17 protein-coding genes are annotated in these 16179 nt (G+C 65.2%); 7 read left to right on the top strand and 10 right to left on the bottom strand.

The window, feature by feature from the left end; translation table 11 throughout:
• The first annotated feature begins 55 nt into the window (after positions 1-55).
• The 6 genes from GGQ64_RS03970 to GGQ64_RS03945 all read left to right on the top strand — a co-directional run bounded on the left by GGQ64_RS03970 (position 56) and on the right by GGQ64_RS03945 (position 5465).
• A complete protein-coding gene (locus GGQ64_RS03970) occupies positions 56-868 on the top strand; it encodes a CbbQ/NirQ/NorQ/GpvN family protein (RefSeq protein ID WP_183799481.1) in 813 nt (270 codons plus the stop codon).
• A 9-nt stretch (positions 869-877) separates the two neighbouring features.
• On the top strand, positions 878-2776 hold the full coding sequence (locus tag GGQ64_RS03965; RefSeq protein WP_183799478.1) for a nitric oxide reductase activation protein NorD: 1899 nt from the start codon (positions 878-880) through the stop codon (positions 2774-2776).
• A 236-nt stretch (positions 2777-3012) separates the two neighbouring features.
• Entirely contained in the window at positions 3013-3285 is a 273-nt protein-coding gene (locus GGQ64_RS03960; RefSeq protein WP_183799475.1) for a DUF2249 domain-containing protein, read from the top strand.
• 33 nt (positions 3286-3318) lie between these two features.
• The gene (locus tag GGQ64_RS03955; protein WP_183799472.1) at positions 3319-4665 is read left to right on the top strand and encodes a hypothetical protein; all 1347 of its coding nucleotides are present in this window, start codon (positions 3319-3321) and stop codon (positions 4663-4665) included.
• Positions 4666-4667: 2 nt separating this feature from the next.
• On the top strand, positions 4668-5180 hold the full coding sequence (locus tag GGQ64_RS03950) for a DUF2249 domain-containing protein (RefSeq protein ID WP_183799469.1): 513 nt from the start codon (positions 4668-4670) through the stop codon (positions 5178-5180).
• Positions 5181-5465, top strand: a complete 285-nt coding sequence (locus GGQ64_RS03945; protein WP_183799467.1) for a metal-sulfur cluster assembly factor — start codon at positions 5181-5183, stop codon at positions 5463-5465.
• A gap of 100 nt (positions 5466-5565) precedes the next feature.
• Here GGQ64_RS03945 and GGQ64_RS03940 read toward each other — a convergent pair whose 3' ends face one another.
• From GGQ64_RS03940 to GGQ64_RS03895, 10 genes are all read right to left on the bottom strand, one after another.
• Positions 5566-6264: a NapC/NirT family cytochrome c gene (locus tag GGQ64_RS03940; RefSeq protein ID WP_183799463.1), complete on the bottom strand. Its 699-nt coding sequence runs from the start codon at positions 6262-6264 to the stop codon at positions 5566-5568.
• 4 nt (positions 6265-6268) lie between these two features.
• A complete protein-coding gene (locus GGQ64_RS03935) occupies positions 6269-6772 on the bottom strand; it encodes a nitrate reductase cytochrome c-type subunit (protein WP_183799460.1) in 504 nt (167 codons plus the stop codon).
• Entirely contained in the window at positions 6739-9246 is a 2508-nt protein-coding gene (napA, locus tag GGQ64_RS03930; RefSeq protein WP_183799457.1) for a periplasmic nitrate reductase subunit alpha, read from the bottom strand. Before napA ends, GGQ64_RS03935 begins: the two co-directional genes overlap by 34 nt.
• On the bottom strand, positions 9221-9508 hold the full coding sequence (locus tag GGQ64_RS03925; protein WP_183799454.1) for a chaperone NapD: 288 nt from the start codon (positions 9506-9508) through the stop codon (positions 9221-9223). The genes napA and GGQ64_RS03925 overlap by 26 nt, the downstream gene beginning before the upstream one ends.
• On the bottom strand, positions 9501-10019 hold the full coding sequence (locus tag GGQ64_RS03920) for a ferredoxin-type protein NapF (protein WP_183799451.1): 519 nt from the start codon (positions 10017-10019) through the stop codon (positions 9501-9503). Before GGQ64_RS03920 ends, GGQ64_RS03925 begins: the two co-directional genes overlap by 8 nt.
• Before the next feature lie 9 nt (positions 10020-10028).
• Positions 10029-10208, bottom strand: coding sequence for a periplasmic nitrate reductase, NapE protein (gene napE, locus GGQ64_RS03915; protein WP_183800801.1), 180 nt, complete (start codon positions 10206-10208; stop codon positions 10029-10031).
• A gap of 309 nt (positions 10209-10517) precedes the next feature.
• Positions 10518-10670, bottom strand: a complete 153-nt coding sequence (locus GGQ64_RS03910; RefSeq protein ID WP_183799448.1) for a twin-arginine translocase TatA/TatE family subunit — start codon at positions 10668-10670, stop codon at positions 10518-10520.
• 126 nt (positions 10671-10796) lie between these two features.
• Positions 10797-12410, bottom strand: a complete 1614-nt coding sequence (locus tag GGQ64_RS03905; RefSeq protein WP_183799445.1) for a DHA2 family efflux MFS transporter permease subunit — start codon at positions 12408-12410, stop codon at positions 10797-10799.
• On the bottom strand, positions 12407-13501 hold the full coding sequence (locus tag GGQ64_RS03900) for an HlyD family secretion protein (protein WP_183799442.1): 1095 nt from the start codon (positions 13499-13501) through the stop codon (positions 12407-12409). The genes GGQ64_RS03905 and GGQ64_RS03900 overlap by 4 nt, the downstream gene beginning before the upstream one ends.
• 91 nt (positions 13502-13592) lie before the next feature.
• Positions 13593-14345, bottom strand: coding sequence for an SDR family oxidoreductase (locus GGQ64_RS03895; protein WP_183799439.1), 753 nt, complete (start codon positions 14343-14345; stop codon positions 13593-13595).
• A gap of 228 nt (positions 14346-14573) precedes the next feature.
• Between GGQ64_RS03895 and GGQ64_RS03890 the strand changes: the two genes are divergently transcribed.
• The gene (locus tag GGQ64_RS03890; RefSeq protein WP_183799436.1) at positions 14574-16169 is read left to right on the top strand and encodes a winged helix-turn-helix domain-containing protein; all 1596 of its coding nucleotides are present in this window, start codon (positions 14574-14576) and stop codon (positions 16167-16169) included.
• Positions 16170-16179: the final 10 nt, after the last annotated feature.

Here is a 16179-nt window from a genome sequence, read left to right as displayed (position 1 = left end):
GCGGCTCCGGGACCCGACGGAGCCGCATTTCCCCTCTTCTTGAAGGAATCCCGTCATGACTGTACTGACCCCGACCCCGTTCCAGGCCCAGCCGGAAATTCCCCCCTATGTTCCCCAGGGCAACGAATGCCAGCTGTTCGAGACCGCGCTCGTCAGGCAACTGCCGCTCCTGCTCAAGGGGCCGACCGGCTGCGGCAAGACCCGCTTCGTCAGCCACATGGCGGCCCGGCTCGGCCTGTCGCTGACGACCGTTTCCTGCCATGACGACCTCGCCGCGGCCGATCTGACCGGCCGTTATCTTCTCAAGGGCGGCGATACGGTTTGGGTCGACGGCCCGCTGACCCGCGCGGTGCGCTCGGGCGGGGTGTGCTATCTCGACGAGATCGTGGAAGCCCGCAAGGATGTGGCCGTCGTCCTGCACCCGCTGACCGACGACCGCCGTATCCTGCCGCTGGAGCGGACCGGCGAGATCCTGGATGCGCCGCCGGGCTTCATGCTCGTCGTCTCCTACAATCCGGGCTACCAGAACATTCTCAAGGCGCTGAAGCCTTCGACCAAGCAGCGCTTCGTCGCGATCGAGTTCGACTTCCTGCCGAAGGAGCAGGAGATCGCCGTGGTCTCGACCGAAAGCGGCCTCGAGGCCGCAAGGGTCGCCCCGCTCGTCGACCTGGCCCACCGCCTGCGCGCGATGAAGGGGCACGATCTCGAGGAAGGCGTTTCCACGCGCCTGCTCGTCTACTGCGCCTGCCTGGTCGACAGCGGAATGCCGGCAAGGGAGGCGGTCCTTGCCGCCTTGATCGAGCCCTTGACCGACGAGCCGGACGTGCGGGCGGCGCTGCGCGAAATAGCCCATGCCGTGATCGCGTAGGGGGCATCGATGCTCGACTTTCTCGAACTGGAAGAAACGGTCGGCAAGTTCTGGCATCGGCTGGTGGGTTCGACCGCCAGCATGCCCCGCTATTCCGACCATGCCGTATCCTTCGAGGAACTGAAGCCGATCCTCGGCTCCTGCTTCAGGGGATTTGGCGGCGCACCCGCGGTCCAGCTGACCCCGGCGCACGCGAAGACGTCGCGGCACCGGCTGCGCCTGCGCCAGTTGGTCGGACTCGGGGAGGAAAAAGTGGCGGGCGCCACCCGCGACCTCGCCACCGCGATGCTCCCGCCGGTGATCGACCACTTTCCGGACCGCCAACTCAATCGCGATCTCTACATCTGGCTCGCCGCCGCCATGGCGCTGATGGAGCTGGAGGCACCGGACGGGACGGACCCGCTGCGGCGAGACCTCCGCCGGATCGAAGCCGCGCAGGCGACGGTCTTGCGCGTGACCGCCGCATTTCCGGGCCTGGGCGCGACCTACCGGCGCCTTTGCGCAGCCACGCTCAAGGAGCGAACCCGCGGCATCCTGCCTGCGGTCGAACAGCTCGTCGAAAACCGCATCCTCGCGCTCCTGAAGAAGGGCGCAGGCCTCAAGGACGATACGCTGTCGGCGATCTTCCCGCACCACGCCCCTGCAGGCTACCAGCCGATGATGGGCGTGCCGCTCTGGCCCGAGTTCCAAGTCCGGTCCGAAGCGGATACGACAATCGAGGATGCGGCGCGGGACGGCACGCAGGAACCGGGGCTTGCAGGCAATGCGCGCTATCTGGCGACGCGGCAGACCAGGGAAGAACGCAAGGGCGAGCGCAGCCCCTTCATCCTCAACCGCTTCGAGAAGATCCTGGCGATGGCCGAGATGGTCAACGTCGACCGGCCGACGGACGACAGCGAGGACAGCGACAGCAAGGCGGCCGACGACCTGGACGAGATGAAGCTCGGCCAGCGTCGGGAGCGGCCCTCCTCGAAATTCCGATTCGACCTCGATTTGCCGCCGGAAATGATCGACCTGTCGGAGATTGCAGCCGAAATCAGCTATCCGGAATGGGACTACCGCAAGGGGCGCTACCTGGAGAACTACACCAACGTTCTTGCCGTGCCGGCCGACAATCTGGGTGAAAGAAGTGTCCTGGACAACGAGACCCGCTCGCTCGTACGCAAGGTGCGGCGCCAGTTCGAAGTCCTGCGGCCGCGCCACGAACTGCTGAAGGCTCAGATGGACGGCTCCGATCTCGACCTCGATGCCGTCATCCGCTCGCGGGCGGATCTCGCCGCCGGTGGCCAGGGCAGCGACCGGATCCACCTGATGAGCCGGCCGCTCGCCCCCGATCTCGCGACGACGATCCTGGTCGACGTCTCGCTTTCCACCGACGCCTGGGTCGACAACCGTCGCGTGCTGGACGTCGAGAAGGAGGCTCTGCTGGTGCTGGCGCACGGCCTTTCCGCCTGCGGCAGCATGCATTCGATCCTGACGTTCACATCGCGTCGCCGGTCGTGGGTGCGCATCGAGACGGTGAAGGGCTTCGACGAAACGATCAGCAGCGCGACCGAGGATCGCATCGCCGGCTTGAAGCCCGGTTACTACACGCGGATGGGTGCCGCCATCCGCCATGCCGCCGCCGACCTGCAGAAGCAGCCAAGCCGGAAAAAGCTGCTGCTCGTCCTCACCGACGGCAAGCCGAACGATATCGACCACTACGAGGGCCGGTTTGCGCTGGAGGACACCCGCAAGGCCGTGCAGGAGGCGCGCCGCGCCGGGACGAGCGTGTTCGCCGTCACCGTGGACCGGGATGCCAACAACTACCTTCCGACGCTCTTCGGCAGGAACGGATATGCGCTTGTCGGCGATATCTCCAGACTGCCGGTGGCGCTGCCCACGATCTATCGCGGATTGACTGCATAGGGGGCGAAAATCCGCGATGGTGAGCGACGAGGTCGGTCGCTCGGGGGCCCGGCATCAGGCGGAATGCCGGGCCCTCTTCGTTTCCAGTCTGGTTCGGCGACACTGGCTCTGGTGCCAATTCTGCGTCTTGTTTGCCCGGCGACAAAAAGATGCGGGCGATGGACCGGTAGTCTTGAAGGATCGGGGGCGCGCCGGCCCGGTCCCCGAGACCCGGATCGGGGCCGATGGAAGACAACATGTCGAATTCCGAGAACATACCGCTGATCGATGTCAGGACGATTGCTCCGCCGGAGCGCCATCCGAGGATCTTCGGGATGCTGACCGCGCTTGCGCCCGGCGGCATGATGCATGTCGCCAGCGATCACGACCCGCGGCCGCTGCACTACCAGATCGAGACCCGCTATCCCGAGCAGTTCGAGTGGACCTACCTCGAGCAGGGCCCGGCCGTCTGGCGGGTTTCGATCAAGAGGCACGACAGTTCTGGCTGCGACTGCTGCTGCGGTCACTGAACCCGCAAACCTTGTACTATCGAGGTGATGACGATGCCTGGTGCCACGCTATCCAGATGGACGATGTCCTACTTCGCCGCAGCACTGGTGTTCCTGCTTTGCGGCGAGGTGCTGCTGGCGGCAGGGTTCGGCTACCCGGCATTGGCGGTCGAGGCTCCCGAGACGCTGGTGATCGTTCACACGCTCGCAATCGGCTGGCTCGGGCTTCTCTTCTCCGGCGCGCTTCTGCAGTTTGTCCCCGTCCTGGTCGCCAAGCCGCTGAAGGCGCCGTTCCTGGCGCTGCCCGCGCTGGTCCTGATCGTCTGCGGCCTGCTGGTCCTGCTCGCCGGGTTCCTCGGCCTCGGCGGCCGCCTTCCCGTCCCTCCGGTCTCCCTGCCTGTCGGCGGTTTCCTGCTTGCCTTCGGCTTCGCCGCGCTGGCTGCGAGCCTTGCAGCCACGATATGGTCGGCGCGGCCGCTGGCGCTTCCGGGCCGCTTCGTCCTGACCGGGCTCGTCGCCATGGGGCTGACCGTGGCGCTGGGACTGTGCTTCACCTTGGGCCTGTCCGGGCTGGTGCAGGAGGTCCACGCGCTCAATCTCCTGGTCGGCGGCGTCGGCCTGCATGCGACGATGGGACTGTTCGGCTGGATGACGGTCACCGCGATCGGCGTATCCTACCGCCTGCTCTCGATGTTCCTGCTGTCGCCGGAGCACGATCGCAGCACGTCGCGGATCGTCCTTGTCGCGGGCATCGCGGCGGTCCTGCTCCTTGCCGTGCAGATCGCGATGACGGCAATCGGGATCGACGGCGTCTGGCCCGCCGCTGGGGCAGCCGTGGCCGGGTTTGTCGGCCTCGGCCTCTACGCATTCGACGTCGCGGCCATCTTTCGCCAGCGCAGGCGCAAGTCGGCCGAACTGAACACGCTCCTGAGCCTCGCGGCCGTGGTCTTTCTGGTGGTTTCAGCCGTTCTCTTCACTGTATCCTCGCTCACGGGGACGCTGGCAGAGAACGGCGCCCCCTTGGTCTGGCTCGTGGGCATGGGGTGGCTGACCTGCCTGGGTCTCGGACAGCTCTACAAGATCATCCCCTTCCTGACCTGGCTCGAATGCTACGGGCCGGTGCTCGGCAAGGTCGCCGTTCCCCGCGTGCAGGATCTCGTCGACGAGCGTCGGGCGATCTGGTGGTTCGGTCTCTACATCGTGACGGTCGGCGTCTGCGCGCTGGCGCTGTTCGTCCACGACCGTCAGGTGTTTACGGCTGCCAGCGTTCTGCAGATACTGGCAACGCTCGGGCTGATCGTGGAGTTCATAAGGGCCCGCCGGCTCTCCTGCGCGCCGCCTGACATACGGCTGCCTTCGGGCGTATTGCCCCCTCATCTCTTCCTCACGCACCGGAGATAAAAATGAACGAAGACTTTGCGGAACTGGACGTCCGTCCGATGCTGAAAAATGGCGGCGAGCCCTTTCAGGCGATCATGAGCGCCGTGGATGCATTGCGACCCGGACAGGGTCTCAAGCTTCTCGCCCCCTTCCGCCCGCAGCCGCTCTATGGCGTGATGTCCAACAAGGGGTTCGACCACGAGGTGATCGAGACGGAGGGCGGCGATTTCGAGATCCGCTTCACGCCCAAGGTCCTGCCGGAGGTCCAGCTCTCCACGGATGCCGGCGAGCCCGAGCTCTGGGCCGACCCCGTCGTGGACCTCGATCTCACCGACCTGCCGCCGCCCGAGCCGATGGTGCGGATCCTTTCGGAAGCCGAGAAGCTGGACGACGGCGACGTGATCTTCGCCCTTCTTTCGCGCGAGCCGCTGCTGCTCTTTCCGGAACTGGCCAAGCGCGGCCACCAATGGGTCGGCAACTTCGACGAGGCGCGGACGGCCTATCGCATCATGATCCGCGTTGGGAAGGCGAAGTAGATGTCGAACGACGCCCTCGCCCGGCGCATCCGCGAAGCGCTGGCAATCGTCATCGATCCCGAGCTCGGCAAGAACGTCGTGGAGATGGGCCTGATCTACGCGATCGAATGCGACAGCGACGGAAAGGTCGCCATCGCCATGACGACCACGACGCGCGGGTGCCCGGCTGCCTCGTTCCTGACCGAAGCGGTCCGGGAGCGCGCCGCGCAGGTCGAGGGTGTCCATGACGTGGACGTGACCCTGACCTACGACCCACCCTGGACACCCGACATGATGGCGGGCTGACGCCGGCCGTTGACCATGCAATGAAAAGGGCGAGACCGTTGGCGCAGTCTCGCCCTTTCGATTGGTCCGGATGGCCTTGCGACTGCGGGCACGCTTCTCGTCAGAAGGCTTCCGCGTGCAACTCGTTCATCGCACGGCTGAGATCGTCGATGGGGGTCATGTTCGACGCCCTGTTGCCTTCCAGTTCCGGAGGCATCTTCCAGCCCGGGTCGACGCCTTGCATGTTGGGCAACTCGTGCGCGATGCCCTTGTGGCAATCGATGCAGGTCGCCTTGCCGGGAAGCAGGTAGCGCGTGTGGATCTCGGCCGCACGTTGCGTCTGTTTCTGCAGGTCCATGGCCGCCGACGAATGACAATTGCGGCATTCGAGGCTGTCGTTGGCCTTCAGGCGCGCCCACTCGTGCTGCGCCAGCTCCAGCCGATGTGCCAGAAATTTCGGCCGGGTGTTGATCGTGCCGAAGATCTTGCCCCAGACTTCCTTCGACGCCTGCATCTTGCGGGCGATCTTGTCGGTCCACTGATGGGGAACATGGCAATCCGGACAGGAGGCGCGCACGCCGGAGCGGTTGGAGAAATGGATCGTTCGCGTCAGCTCCTGATAGACGTTGTCGCGCATCTCGTGGCACGAGGTGCAGAACTGCTCGGTGTTGGTCAGTTCCAGCGCCGTGTTGAAGGCGCCCCAGAACATCACTCCGCCGACGAAACCACCGAGCGTGAGGAAACCGAGCCCCAGCGTGCCGGCCGGGGTCGCGACAATCTTCCAGGCCCAGAGGATGATGCCCTTTATCCATCCGATCATGGCGTCACTCGCTTCCGGCGGGCTTGACGCCCATCTCGCTCATGTCCCTGAAGCCGTTGGGCACCAGCGGGCGCGTGTCGGCCTGCGGCACGTGGCAGGCGGTGCAGAAATAGCGCCGCGGCGAAACATCGGCGAGCATCTGGCCTTCCCGGGTCATGTAGTGCGTCACGCTGATCATCGGCGCACCGGAATCCTGCGTGAACTCCCGCTTGTGGCAGGACAGGCACCGGTTCGCGTTGACCGAAAGCTCGTAGCCCTCGATCGAATGCGGGATGATCGGCGGCTGGTCGGGATAGGCGCGCATCTTGCGCTGATCGTCGACCACCCATTTCGGCAGCGGAGCCGCCGCGTCGGTCGCCATCGGGGGCGTCGGCCCCTCCAGTTGCGGCGGGGTTTGCGTCACCACCTGGGCAATTGCGGCCGTCGCGACGAAAAGCAGGAGCCCCGCTGCGATTGCCATCCATTCAGGCCGCCTCAGACGGCGACGGGGAGAATCTTGACCGCGCATTTTTTGAAATCCGTCTGTTTGGAAATGGGATCGGTGGCGTCGAGGGTGACCTTGTTGATCAACTGGCTCGCGTCGAACCAAGGGACGAAGACGACGCCCGCCGGCATGCGGTTGCGGCCGCGCGTCTCGACGCGGGAGCGGATTTCGCCGCGGCGCGACACGATACGTACTTCCGCTCCCTGGTTGATGCCGCGCTTGCGGGCGTCGTCAGCGTTCATGAAGACGCGGGCGCCCGGAAACGCCTTGTAGAGCTCCGGTACGCGCATCGTCATCGAGCCCGAATGCCAGTGCTCCAGCACGCGCCCGGTCACGAGCCAGACGTCGAACTCCTCATCCGGAGACTCCGCCGGCGGCTCGTACGGCACGGCGAGGATGACCGCCTTGCCGTCCTTCTGGCCATAGAACTTCACGCCTTCGCCCGGCTTGACGTAGGGATCATAGCCTTCGCGGTAGCGCCAGAGGGTCTCCTTGCCGTCGACCACGGGCCAGCGCAGCCCGCGCACCTCGTGATACATGTCGTAGGGCGCGAGGTCGTGGCCATGGCCACGCCCGAAGGCGGCGTATTCCTCGAACAGCCCCTTCTGGATGTAGAAGCCGAAGGCTTCGGCTTCGTTGTTGTCGTATTCGGGATTGATGCCGCTCAGCGGGAACCGGTCGACCTCACCGTTGCGGTACAACACGTCGTAGAGCGTCTTGCCGCGGTATTGCGGATTTGCGTCCAGGATCTCCGCGGGCCAGACCTCGTCGGTCGTAAACCGCTTGGAGAACTCCACCAACTGCCACAGGTCGGAGCGCGCCTCGCCCTTGGCCTGGACGAGTTGATGCCAGACGTGGGTGCGGCGCTCGGCATTGCCGTAGGCGCCCTCCTTTTCCACCCACATGGCGGCCGGCAGGATCAGGTCCGCACTCATGGCCGTGATCGTCGGATAGGCATCCGAGACGACGATGAAATTGTCCGGGTTACGATAGCCCTGCCAGGTCTCGTTGGCGGTATTGGGACCCGCCTGGACGTTGTTGTTGACCTGGACCCAGTAGAAATTCAGCTTGCCGTCCTTGAGCATGCGGTCCTGCTGGACGGCATGGTAGCCCGGCTTTTCCGGGATGATGCCGTGCGGGATGCGCCAGATCTCCTCGGCATGCTTGCGATGCTCGGGGTTGGTCACCGTCATGTCCGCCGGAAGGCGATGGGCGAAGGTGCCGACCTCGCGCGCCGTGCCACAGGCGGATGGCTGGCCCGTCAGCGAGAACGGGCTATTGCCGGGCTCGGAGATCTTTCCGGTCAGGAGATGGAGGTTGTAGACCATCTGGTTGGCCCAGACGCCGCGGACGTGCTGGTTGAACCCCATGGTCCAGAGCGACATGACCTTGCGATCCGGATCGGCATAGAGCTCGGCCAGCTGTTCGAGGAAGCTGGGGTCGACGCCGGTCATTTCCGCCGTCTTTTCCAACGTGTACTCGGAAACGAATTCCTTGAACGCCTCGAAGTCGATCGGTTCTGTCTTGGTCGGGTCGGCCGAATTCGCAGCGTTCGTCTCCAGCGGATTGTCCGGCCGCAGGCCATAGCCGATATCGGTGGCGCCGCGGGCAAACTTCGCGTGCTGGCGGACGAAATCCTCCTTCACCCGCCCCGTCTGGATGATGTGGTTGGCGATGTAGTTGAGAATGACCAGGTCCGTTCCCGGCTTGAACACCATCGGGATATCGGCCAGGTCCATGCTGCGGTGGGTGAAGGTCGACAGCACCGCGACCCGCACATGCGGATGCCCGAGGCGGCGGTCAGCCACGCGGGTCCACAGGATCGGATGCATCTCCGCCATGTTCGAACCCCAGAGCACGAAGGCGTCGGCATGTTCGAAATCGTCGTAGCAGCCCATCGGTTCGTCCATGCCGAAGGTGCGCATGAAGGCGTAGGCCGCGGACGCCATGCAATGGCGGGCGTTCGGATCGAGGTTGTTGGAACGGAAGCCCGCCCGCATCAACTTGGTGGCCGCATAGCCTTCGAAGATGGTCCACTGACCGGATCCGAACATGCCGACGGCGGTCGGTCCCTTTTCCTTCAGCACCTTCTTGCATTGCTCGGCCATGACGTCGAAGGCCTCGTCCCAGCTCACGGGCTCGAACTCACCGTCCTTGGCGTAGGCGCCGTCGCGCTTGCGCAAGAGCGGCGTCTGCAGCCGATCCTGCCCGTACATGATCTTGGAGAGGAAATAGCCCTTGATGCAGTTCAACCCGCGATTGACCTCGGCCTGCATGTCGCCGTGGGTCGCGACGACCTGGCCTTCCTTGACGCCGACCATGACGCCGCAACCCGTGCCGCAAAACCGGCACGGCGCCTTCGACCACTTTATCTCCAGCGCCTCCACTCCGCCCGGCACCGGCTGGGCGGCCGCGGGAAGCGCGACCCCGGCCGTGGCCGCGGCAATGCCGGCGGCATGGGCCTTCAGGATGTCACGCCGCGTCAGTGTTCCGGTCATCGCTTCCAGTCTCCTCTGTCTCGACGTGCTCGAAAACCATGTTTGCAGAGATCACTCCGTCCAGGAGCGACATGCGCGTCAAACTTTCCCCGAGCATGCCCGTGGACGATCCCTCGATCACGACGACGATCTTGCCGCCGCCTTCGCCGTGGACTTCCACATTTTCCATCTTCGCGATCTCGGCGAGGACTGCCGCGGTATGGGCAGGCATCGTGGCGATCACGGCGCTCGAAATGTGATGTCGTTTCGGCTGCTCAGGCATCGGCAGCCTCCGTCTCGCCAACCTCGGCCTTGCGTGGCGCGAGACCGATCGCATTGACCGGGCACACGGCGAGGCAAGCGCCGCAGCCACTGCACAGCTCTGCGCTCAGTTCCGGCTCGAATGGTCCGCCGATGCGCGGGCGAAAGCGGATCGCCTGCACGGGACAGCTCTCGCCGCAGGACAGGCACGAGACGCCGTGCCGGGCAAGGCACGCGTCGTCGATCGCGGCGACATGCGGAAAGCGCGTCGCCGGCTCGGCCTCAAAGACGGGTTCGGGACAGGCAGCGCTGCATTGCCCGCAGAAGGTGCATTCGCCGAGGGCAAAATCGATCGACGGCAGCCCGCCCACAAGGGCGATGATGCCGGTGGGACATCGTTCCGCGCAAAGCCCGCAGCCGGTGCAGGCGGCCTCGATGCTCCCGATCGTGGCGCCGGGGGGACAGATGATGGCGGCCCTGGCCGTCGGACGACCAAGCAGGAGTTCACGCCGTGAAAGCGAAGCTGTCTGCATTTCAGCGCCTCAGTGACCGAGCGGCCCGGGCGGGCCATAGATGATCTGGAACATCCAGACGAGGAAGCCGTATCCGCCGACGACGGCGACGGCGACCAGCGGCCAGATGCCGAAAGCCAGCACGAAGAACGCGATCAGTTCGGCACGACGCCGCGAACGCTTCTCGGGGACAGGGTGCTCGGTAGACAGATCAGACACGTCCTCACCTCTCCTGACTGCAACCAACTCCGGCTACGGACCACATTGGGTGACCGCAGCCAAGGGCCGGGGCGCCTGAAACACCACCTCCGTTGCAGCCGGCAAGAAGCCGATCACAACACCTTCCGGAATGACTAATGGTATCCTCGATTTGCGGGATTGCCAGTCCGATGGTCCAAAGAGGATACATTTGATTCGGTTCACTTTTTATTTCAGCTTCGAAGAAACCCTGCCCGTTGCTTCACAATCCTGATTTTCAGAAGCGTCCTCGCCCTGCGCACGATCTCCGGCCGCAGGAAATCACGCTGCGGCATCGTCGTCCTTGAGGCCCTTCCTGAAATCGCGGATTCCCTTGGCGACATCGCCCATCAACTCCGGGATCTTGCCGCGCCCGAACAGGAGCAGGACGACGGCGAGAACGATCAGCCAGTGCCAAATACTGAAGGAACCCATGGTCTTCGCCTCTCTCACTGAAGATAGGAGCGAGGATAGGGGCGGTGCCCGGGATGTCTTTGTCCTAGATCAAGAGGGGTGGCGCGCACGGTGCGCGAAGCTGCCGCAGAGCCTGGAGGTCGCCGCTCAGACCGGGGCTGGCTCGCTCGTCCCCGGTGACTGCACAGGGTGCCGTTTCCTGTATCGGGCGAAGCCGATCTTGATGCCGACCAGCACGGGGGCGGCAACGACGAAGAGAAGGGCGACTGCGTTGAACGCGGTATCGAAGGCAACCACTGTCGCCTGACCCGATACGGTGCGGCCGAGAAGGTTCGCGGCTGCCCGGCCGGCGGTCGCCGGGTCCAGTCCCTTCGCGGTCAGCATGGCTGTCATAGCCGCCAGCCGTTCCATGACTGCTGGCCTGCCGGCGGTCACGTTTGCGCCGAGGATTGCGACGTTGGCTGCGACGTTGTGGTCGATCAGGGTCTGGAGTGCTGCGACCCCCATCAATCCGCCGAGCTGGCGACCCGTGTTGAAGAGGCCAATTCCGGAGGCGAGGTTTCGGCTGTCGAGGTTGGTGAAGGCGATCAGGGTGATCGAGAGAAACAGGAAGCCGAGGCCCAGGCCGCGCAACAGGATCGGCGCCATCATGTCGCCCGCGCCGCTCTCGCTGGTCGATCCGGACAGCATCCACATCGCGACCATGATCGTCAGGATGCCGAAGGGCACCGTGGCGAAAGGAGGAACGCGGCGCTTTTGCATGAGAAAGGCGGCCATGAGGAGCGCGCCGACGAACAGCCCGCCGCTCGGCAGCAGCAGCAGTCCGGCATCGGTGGGCGTGAGCGAAAGCACGGATACGGCAAACGCCGGAATCAGGTACGCGCTTCCGAACAGGGCCGCCCCGGCGACAAAACTGACGATGAGGGCGAAGCAGAAATCGTCCGAACGGAACAGGGAAAAGTCGAGCAAGCCCTGGCCCCTGGCCAACACCTGCTGGCCGAGAAATAGCAGCAGGGAAGCTACACCGATCACAGTCAGCCACAGGATGCGCGGTTCCTCGAACCAGTCCCACCGGCTGCCCTGGCTGAGGACGTAGGTGAAGCAGAAGAGGCTGACGGAAACCAGCAACAGGCCGATCCAATCGAGCGGGCGATGCGCGCTCCTTGTGATTGTCGGGCCGTCGGAGATCAGCATCAGACCAACAGCCGCCAGCGCCAGCGGAACAACGCCGAAAAAGATCCACATCCAGGATTGGCTGTCGAGCAACCACCCCTGAAGGGCCGGGGCGACCGTCGCGGGGGCGACGACCGCTCCCATCGCAAAGATCGCCTGAAGGAGCGGCTGATGGGATCGCCGATAGGCGAGAAATATGATCGCCTGCCCCGCAACAAGCAGCGTGCCGCCGGAGAAGCCCTGAACGATCCGAAGGGCGACGAGCAGGTCCAGGCGGGCCGTGACGGCGGCAATGGCGCAGGCCATGCCCATGGCGAGCGTGGCGCCGATGAACACGCCGAGCGGATGGATGCGGCTCACCAGCCAGGGCGCGGTCATGAAACCGATGAGCTTGAGGGTCGTGTATCCGATATCCAGCCATGCAAACTCGTCGGGCGTTGCATAGGTGTCGCCGATGATGTCGCCGCGCCCGAGCGACAGGATGGTGCCGGCGATGGCCTCCGTCAGCGCGGCGAGCACGATGCCCGCGAGAAGAAGGCTGCTTCCCGTAGATCTTTCGCGGTCCAAGGCGACGGCGGTCGGGGTCATGACCCGCTCCCCAGGTCTATCGCGACCCGTGCCGACAGGCCGGGCACGAGGCGACCGGGCAACGGATTGCTGGAAAAGCGGATCTTGACCGGAACGCGCTGGACCACGCGAACGAAGTTCCCCGTCGCATTGTCGGCGGGCAGCAGGCTGAAGGCCGATCCGCTGCCGGGGGCGAAGCTGTCGACGACGCCGTCGAGCGTCTCGTTCGGATAGCCGTCGATCGTGATGCGGGCGCGCTGGCCGGGCCGGATGTGCTGGAGCTGGGTTTCCTTGAAGTTCGCCACGAGCCACACCTCGTCGACCGGAACGATGTCGAGCAGGGAAGTCCCCGGCGCGACCAGTCGCCCGATGCGGATCTGTCGGTTGCCGACGACGCCGTCGACCGGCGCACGGACCACGGTGCTTTCGAGATCGATCCCGGCGAGATCGCGCGCGGCCCGTGCCTGCGCCACGGCGGCAACGGCCGCGTCGTGCTGGGACGCGAGGACGGCGATGCGTTGTTGTTGGGCCTCCAGCGTCGCAGAGGCGGCCGAAACGCCCGCCTCGGCTCTCGACCGGGTCGCGTCGGCTTCCTCGAGATGGGCCTGGCTGACGGTGTTGTTGCGGATGAGCTGGCGGCTGCGGTCGTACGCCTTCATCGCCAGATCCAGCTCCGCGAGGCTCGACCGCTTCTGCGCTTCGGCCTGACGGATCAGCGAATGCTGAAGCTTGGTTTCCGCAGCGACGTTGGTGAGGCGAGCGTCGGCAGCCTCGACATTGGCGACGGCCTGAGCGACGCGCGCGCTGTAATCCCGTTCGTCGATGCGGAACAGGACGTCCCCGGCCCTGACGGTCTGGTTGTCCTCGACCTCCACCGCGACGACATAGCCTCCCACCCGTGGTGCGAGCGAGGTGACATCCCCGCGAACATAGGCGTTGTCGGTCGATGCCGTGCCGCTCGAACGGGCTCCGGCCCATCCGGCAGCTACGACCACCACGGCGCCGAAGCACAGCAGAAGGCCGAGGATCTTCTTCTTGCTGGGCCGCGCCTTGCCGGCTCCCGCTTCGGAATTTCCACCGCTGACGATGGCGGCCTTGTCGAGCGAATCCATTTTCTCATGTCCTGTTGAATGCGGATGATCGCGCCGCGACCCCGGGCGACAGCATTCTGCCGCCAGGCGTTCGGGCATCGTCCGGGGAAACTCAGTGCGCGACTTGCCGGCCGAGCCAGTCATCGAAGCGGTTCGCGCCGATGCGCGGGTTCCTGCCGGGGGTCAGCGACTGGTCGTCGAGGACGGCTCCGAAGTAGCGTGCATGCACGTCCGGCACGACCTTGCGAGGATCCTGCGTCAACCGCAGGAAACGCCTGACCAGTTCGTCGAGCGGGATTGCCTCCGGACCTGCGACCTCCACCGTGCCGTTGAGCGGGGGTGCCACCGCGACATCGGCGAGCGCCGCGGCCACATCGTCGGAGGCGATCGGCTGGATCAATGCCGGCGACAGGCGGATCTCCTCGCCAGTGGTTGCCGACTGGGCGATGCCGCCGACGAACTCGAAGAACTGGGTGGCCCGCAGGATGGTGTAGGGAATGCCCGACGCCTTGATCAGGTCTTCCTGCGCGACCTTCGCGCGGAAATAACCGTTGTCGGGCAGCCGTTCGCTACCGACGATCGACAGGGCAACATGGTGGCGCACGCCGGCGGCAGCTTCGGCAGCCATCAGGTTGCGACCGGACGCCTCGAAGAACTCGAGGACGGCCTTGTCTTCCCATACCGGTGCGTTCGCCACGTCGACGACGACCTGGGCCTTGTCCATCGCTTCGGCCAGGCCCTCGCGCGTGATGGTGTTCACGCCGGTGCCGGGGGCCGCCGCAACCACCTCGTGGCCGCCATCGCGGAGGTGCTTCACAAGTTTCGATCCGATGAGGCCGGTGCCTCCGATGACGACGATCTTCATGGCTTTGCTCCGTGTCACCCGACCGCAACCATCGCCGTCGGCATGGGTGGAGATTGCCTGCGCGCTTCCGGGAAGTCCTTGCGGCCACCTTGAATTGCCCCTCAGGCAAGCTTGGAGTTTTGTCCAAGAACGGGGCACTCGGTTGGCGGTGTTGCGCCAGACAGGCGCGCGAGCCGCGCAATCCCGTGCTATCAGAGTTAAACGATACGCGATCAGGGGACAGTTTACGTGCATTTCGTGTTTGGAGACTACGTGCTCGACCCGCAGCGAAGGGAACTGACCCTGCGTTCGCAAGTCGTGACCGTCGGGCCGCAGGTTTTCGACCTGTTGCTGCATCTGGTGATGAACCGTCACCGGGTCGTCAGCAAGGACGACCTGCTTCAGGCGGTGTGGGACGGCAGGATCGTCTCGGAATCGACCATCACCAGCCACATCAACGCGGTCCGAAAGGCGGTCGGCGACAGCGGCGAGGAACAGCGCCTGGTCCGGACGATCGCCCGCAAGGGCTTCCGTTTCGTCGGCGACGTCACCGAAGGCGAGACCGGGCAGACGGGACCGTCCGACGGTTCCGCCGTCACCGAAGAACCGGCCGGTGATGTGTTGGAGAAGCCGGCAGCACCCGCCCTTCCGAACAAGCCTTCCATCGCCGTCCTCGCTTTCCAGAACCTGAGCGGCGATCCGGAGCAGGATTATTTCGCCGACGGCGTGGTCGAGGATATCATCACCGCGCTGTCGCGCCTTCGATGGCTGTTCGTCATCGCGCGCAATTCGAGCTTCACCTACAAGGGACGGTCGGTAGACGTCAGGGAGATCGGCCAGGAACTGGGCGTGCGTTACGTGCTGGAAGGCAGCCTGCGCAAGTCCGGCAACAAGGTACGCATCACCGGGCAGCTCATCGATGCAACAAGTGCTACCCATCTCTGGGCGGAGCGCTTCGAGGGCACGCTCGACGACATCTTCGAACTTCAGGACCAGATCGCCGAGAGTGTCGTCGGCGCGATTGCGCCGCAGCTGGAGCAGGCGGAGATCGAGCGCGCCAAGCGAAAACCCACGGAACGGCTGGATGCCTACGACTACTACCTGCGCGGCACGGCGAAGCTGCACAGCGGCACCCGCGAGGCGCTCGATGGCGCCCTGCCCTTGTTCTACAAGGCGATCGAACTCGACCCGGAGTTCGCGTCAGCCCATGGCATGGCGGCCTGGTGCCATTTCTGGCGCAAGGTAAACGGCTGGATGACCGATCGGCCACGAGAGATCGCCGAGGGGATTCGCCTGGCGCGGCTGGCGGTCGAACTGGGCCGCGACGATACGGTGGCGCTCACAAGAGGCGGCCACGCGCTGGCCCATCTCTCCGGCGACCTCGACGGCGGCATCGCGCTGCTGGACAGGGCCGTCCTGCTCAACCCGAACCACGCCCCCGCCTGGTTTCTCGGCGGCGCCCTGCGCGCGCTCCGCGGTGAAACGGACGCCGCGATCGCACATCTGACGCATGCCTCCCGCCTGAGCCCGCTGGATCCGGAAATGTTCCGGATGCAGGTGGGGATAGCGCTGGCGCATTTCTTCGCAGGACGCCCCGATCCCGCCTCCACCTGGGCGGAGAAGGCGTTGGGCAACCTGCCCAGTCTGCTCCCCGCGGTCGCCCTCCTGGCGGCCAGCCACGCCCTTGCCGGACGAATGGACAATGCGAAGCAGGCGATGCAACGCCTGCGCGCCCTCGATCCATCCCTGCGGGTCTCCAACCTCGATGAGTGGCTACCGATCTATCGCCCAAGCGATCTCGAACGGTTTGCGGACGGACTGCGGCTGGCCGGCCTGCCCGAGTGACGGCGGCGCC

The sequence above is a fragment of the Mycoplana azooxidifex genome, from assembly GCF_014196765.1.
GTDB lineage: Bacteria > Pseudomonadota > Alphaproteobacteria > Rhizobiales > Rhizobiaceae > Mycoplana > Mycoplana azooxidifex.
This window is presented reverse-complemented; position numbering and strand designations above follow the sequence as displayed.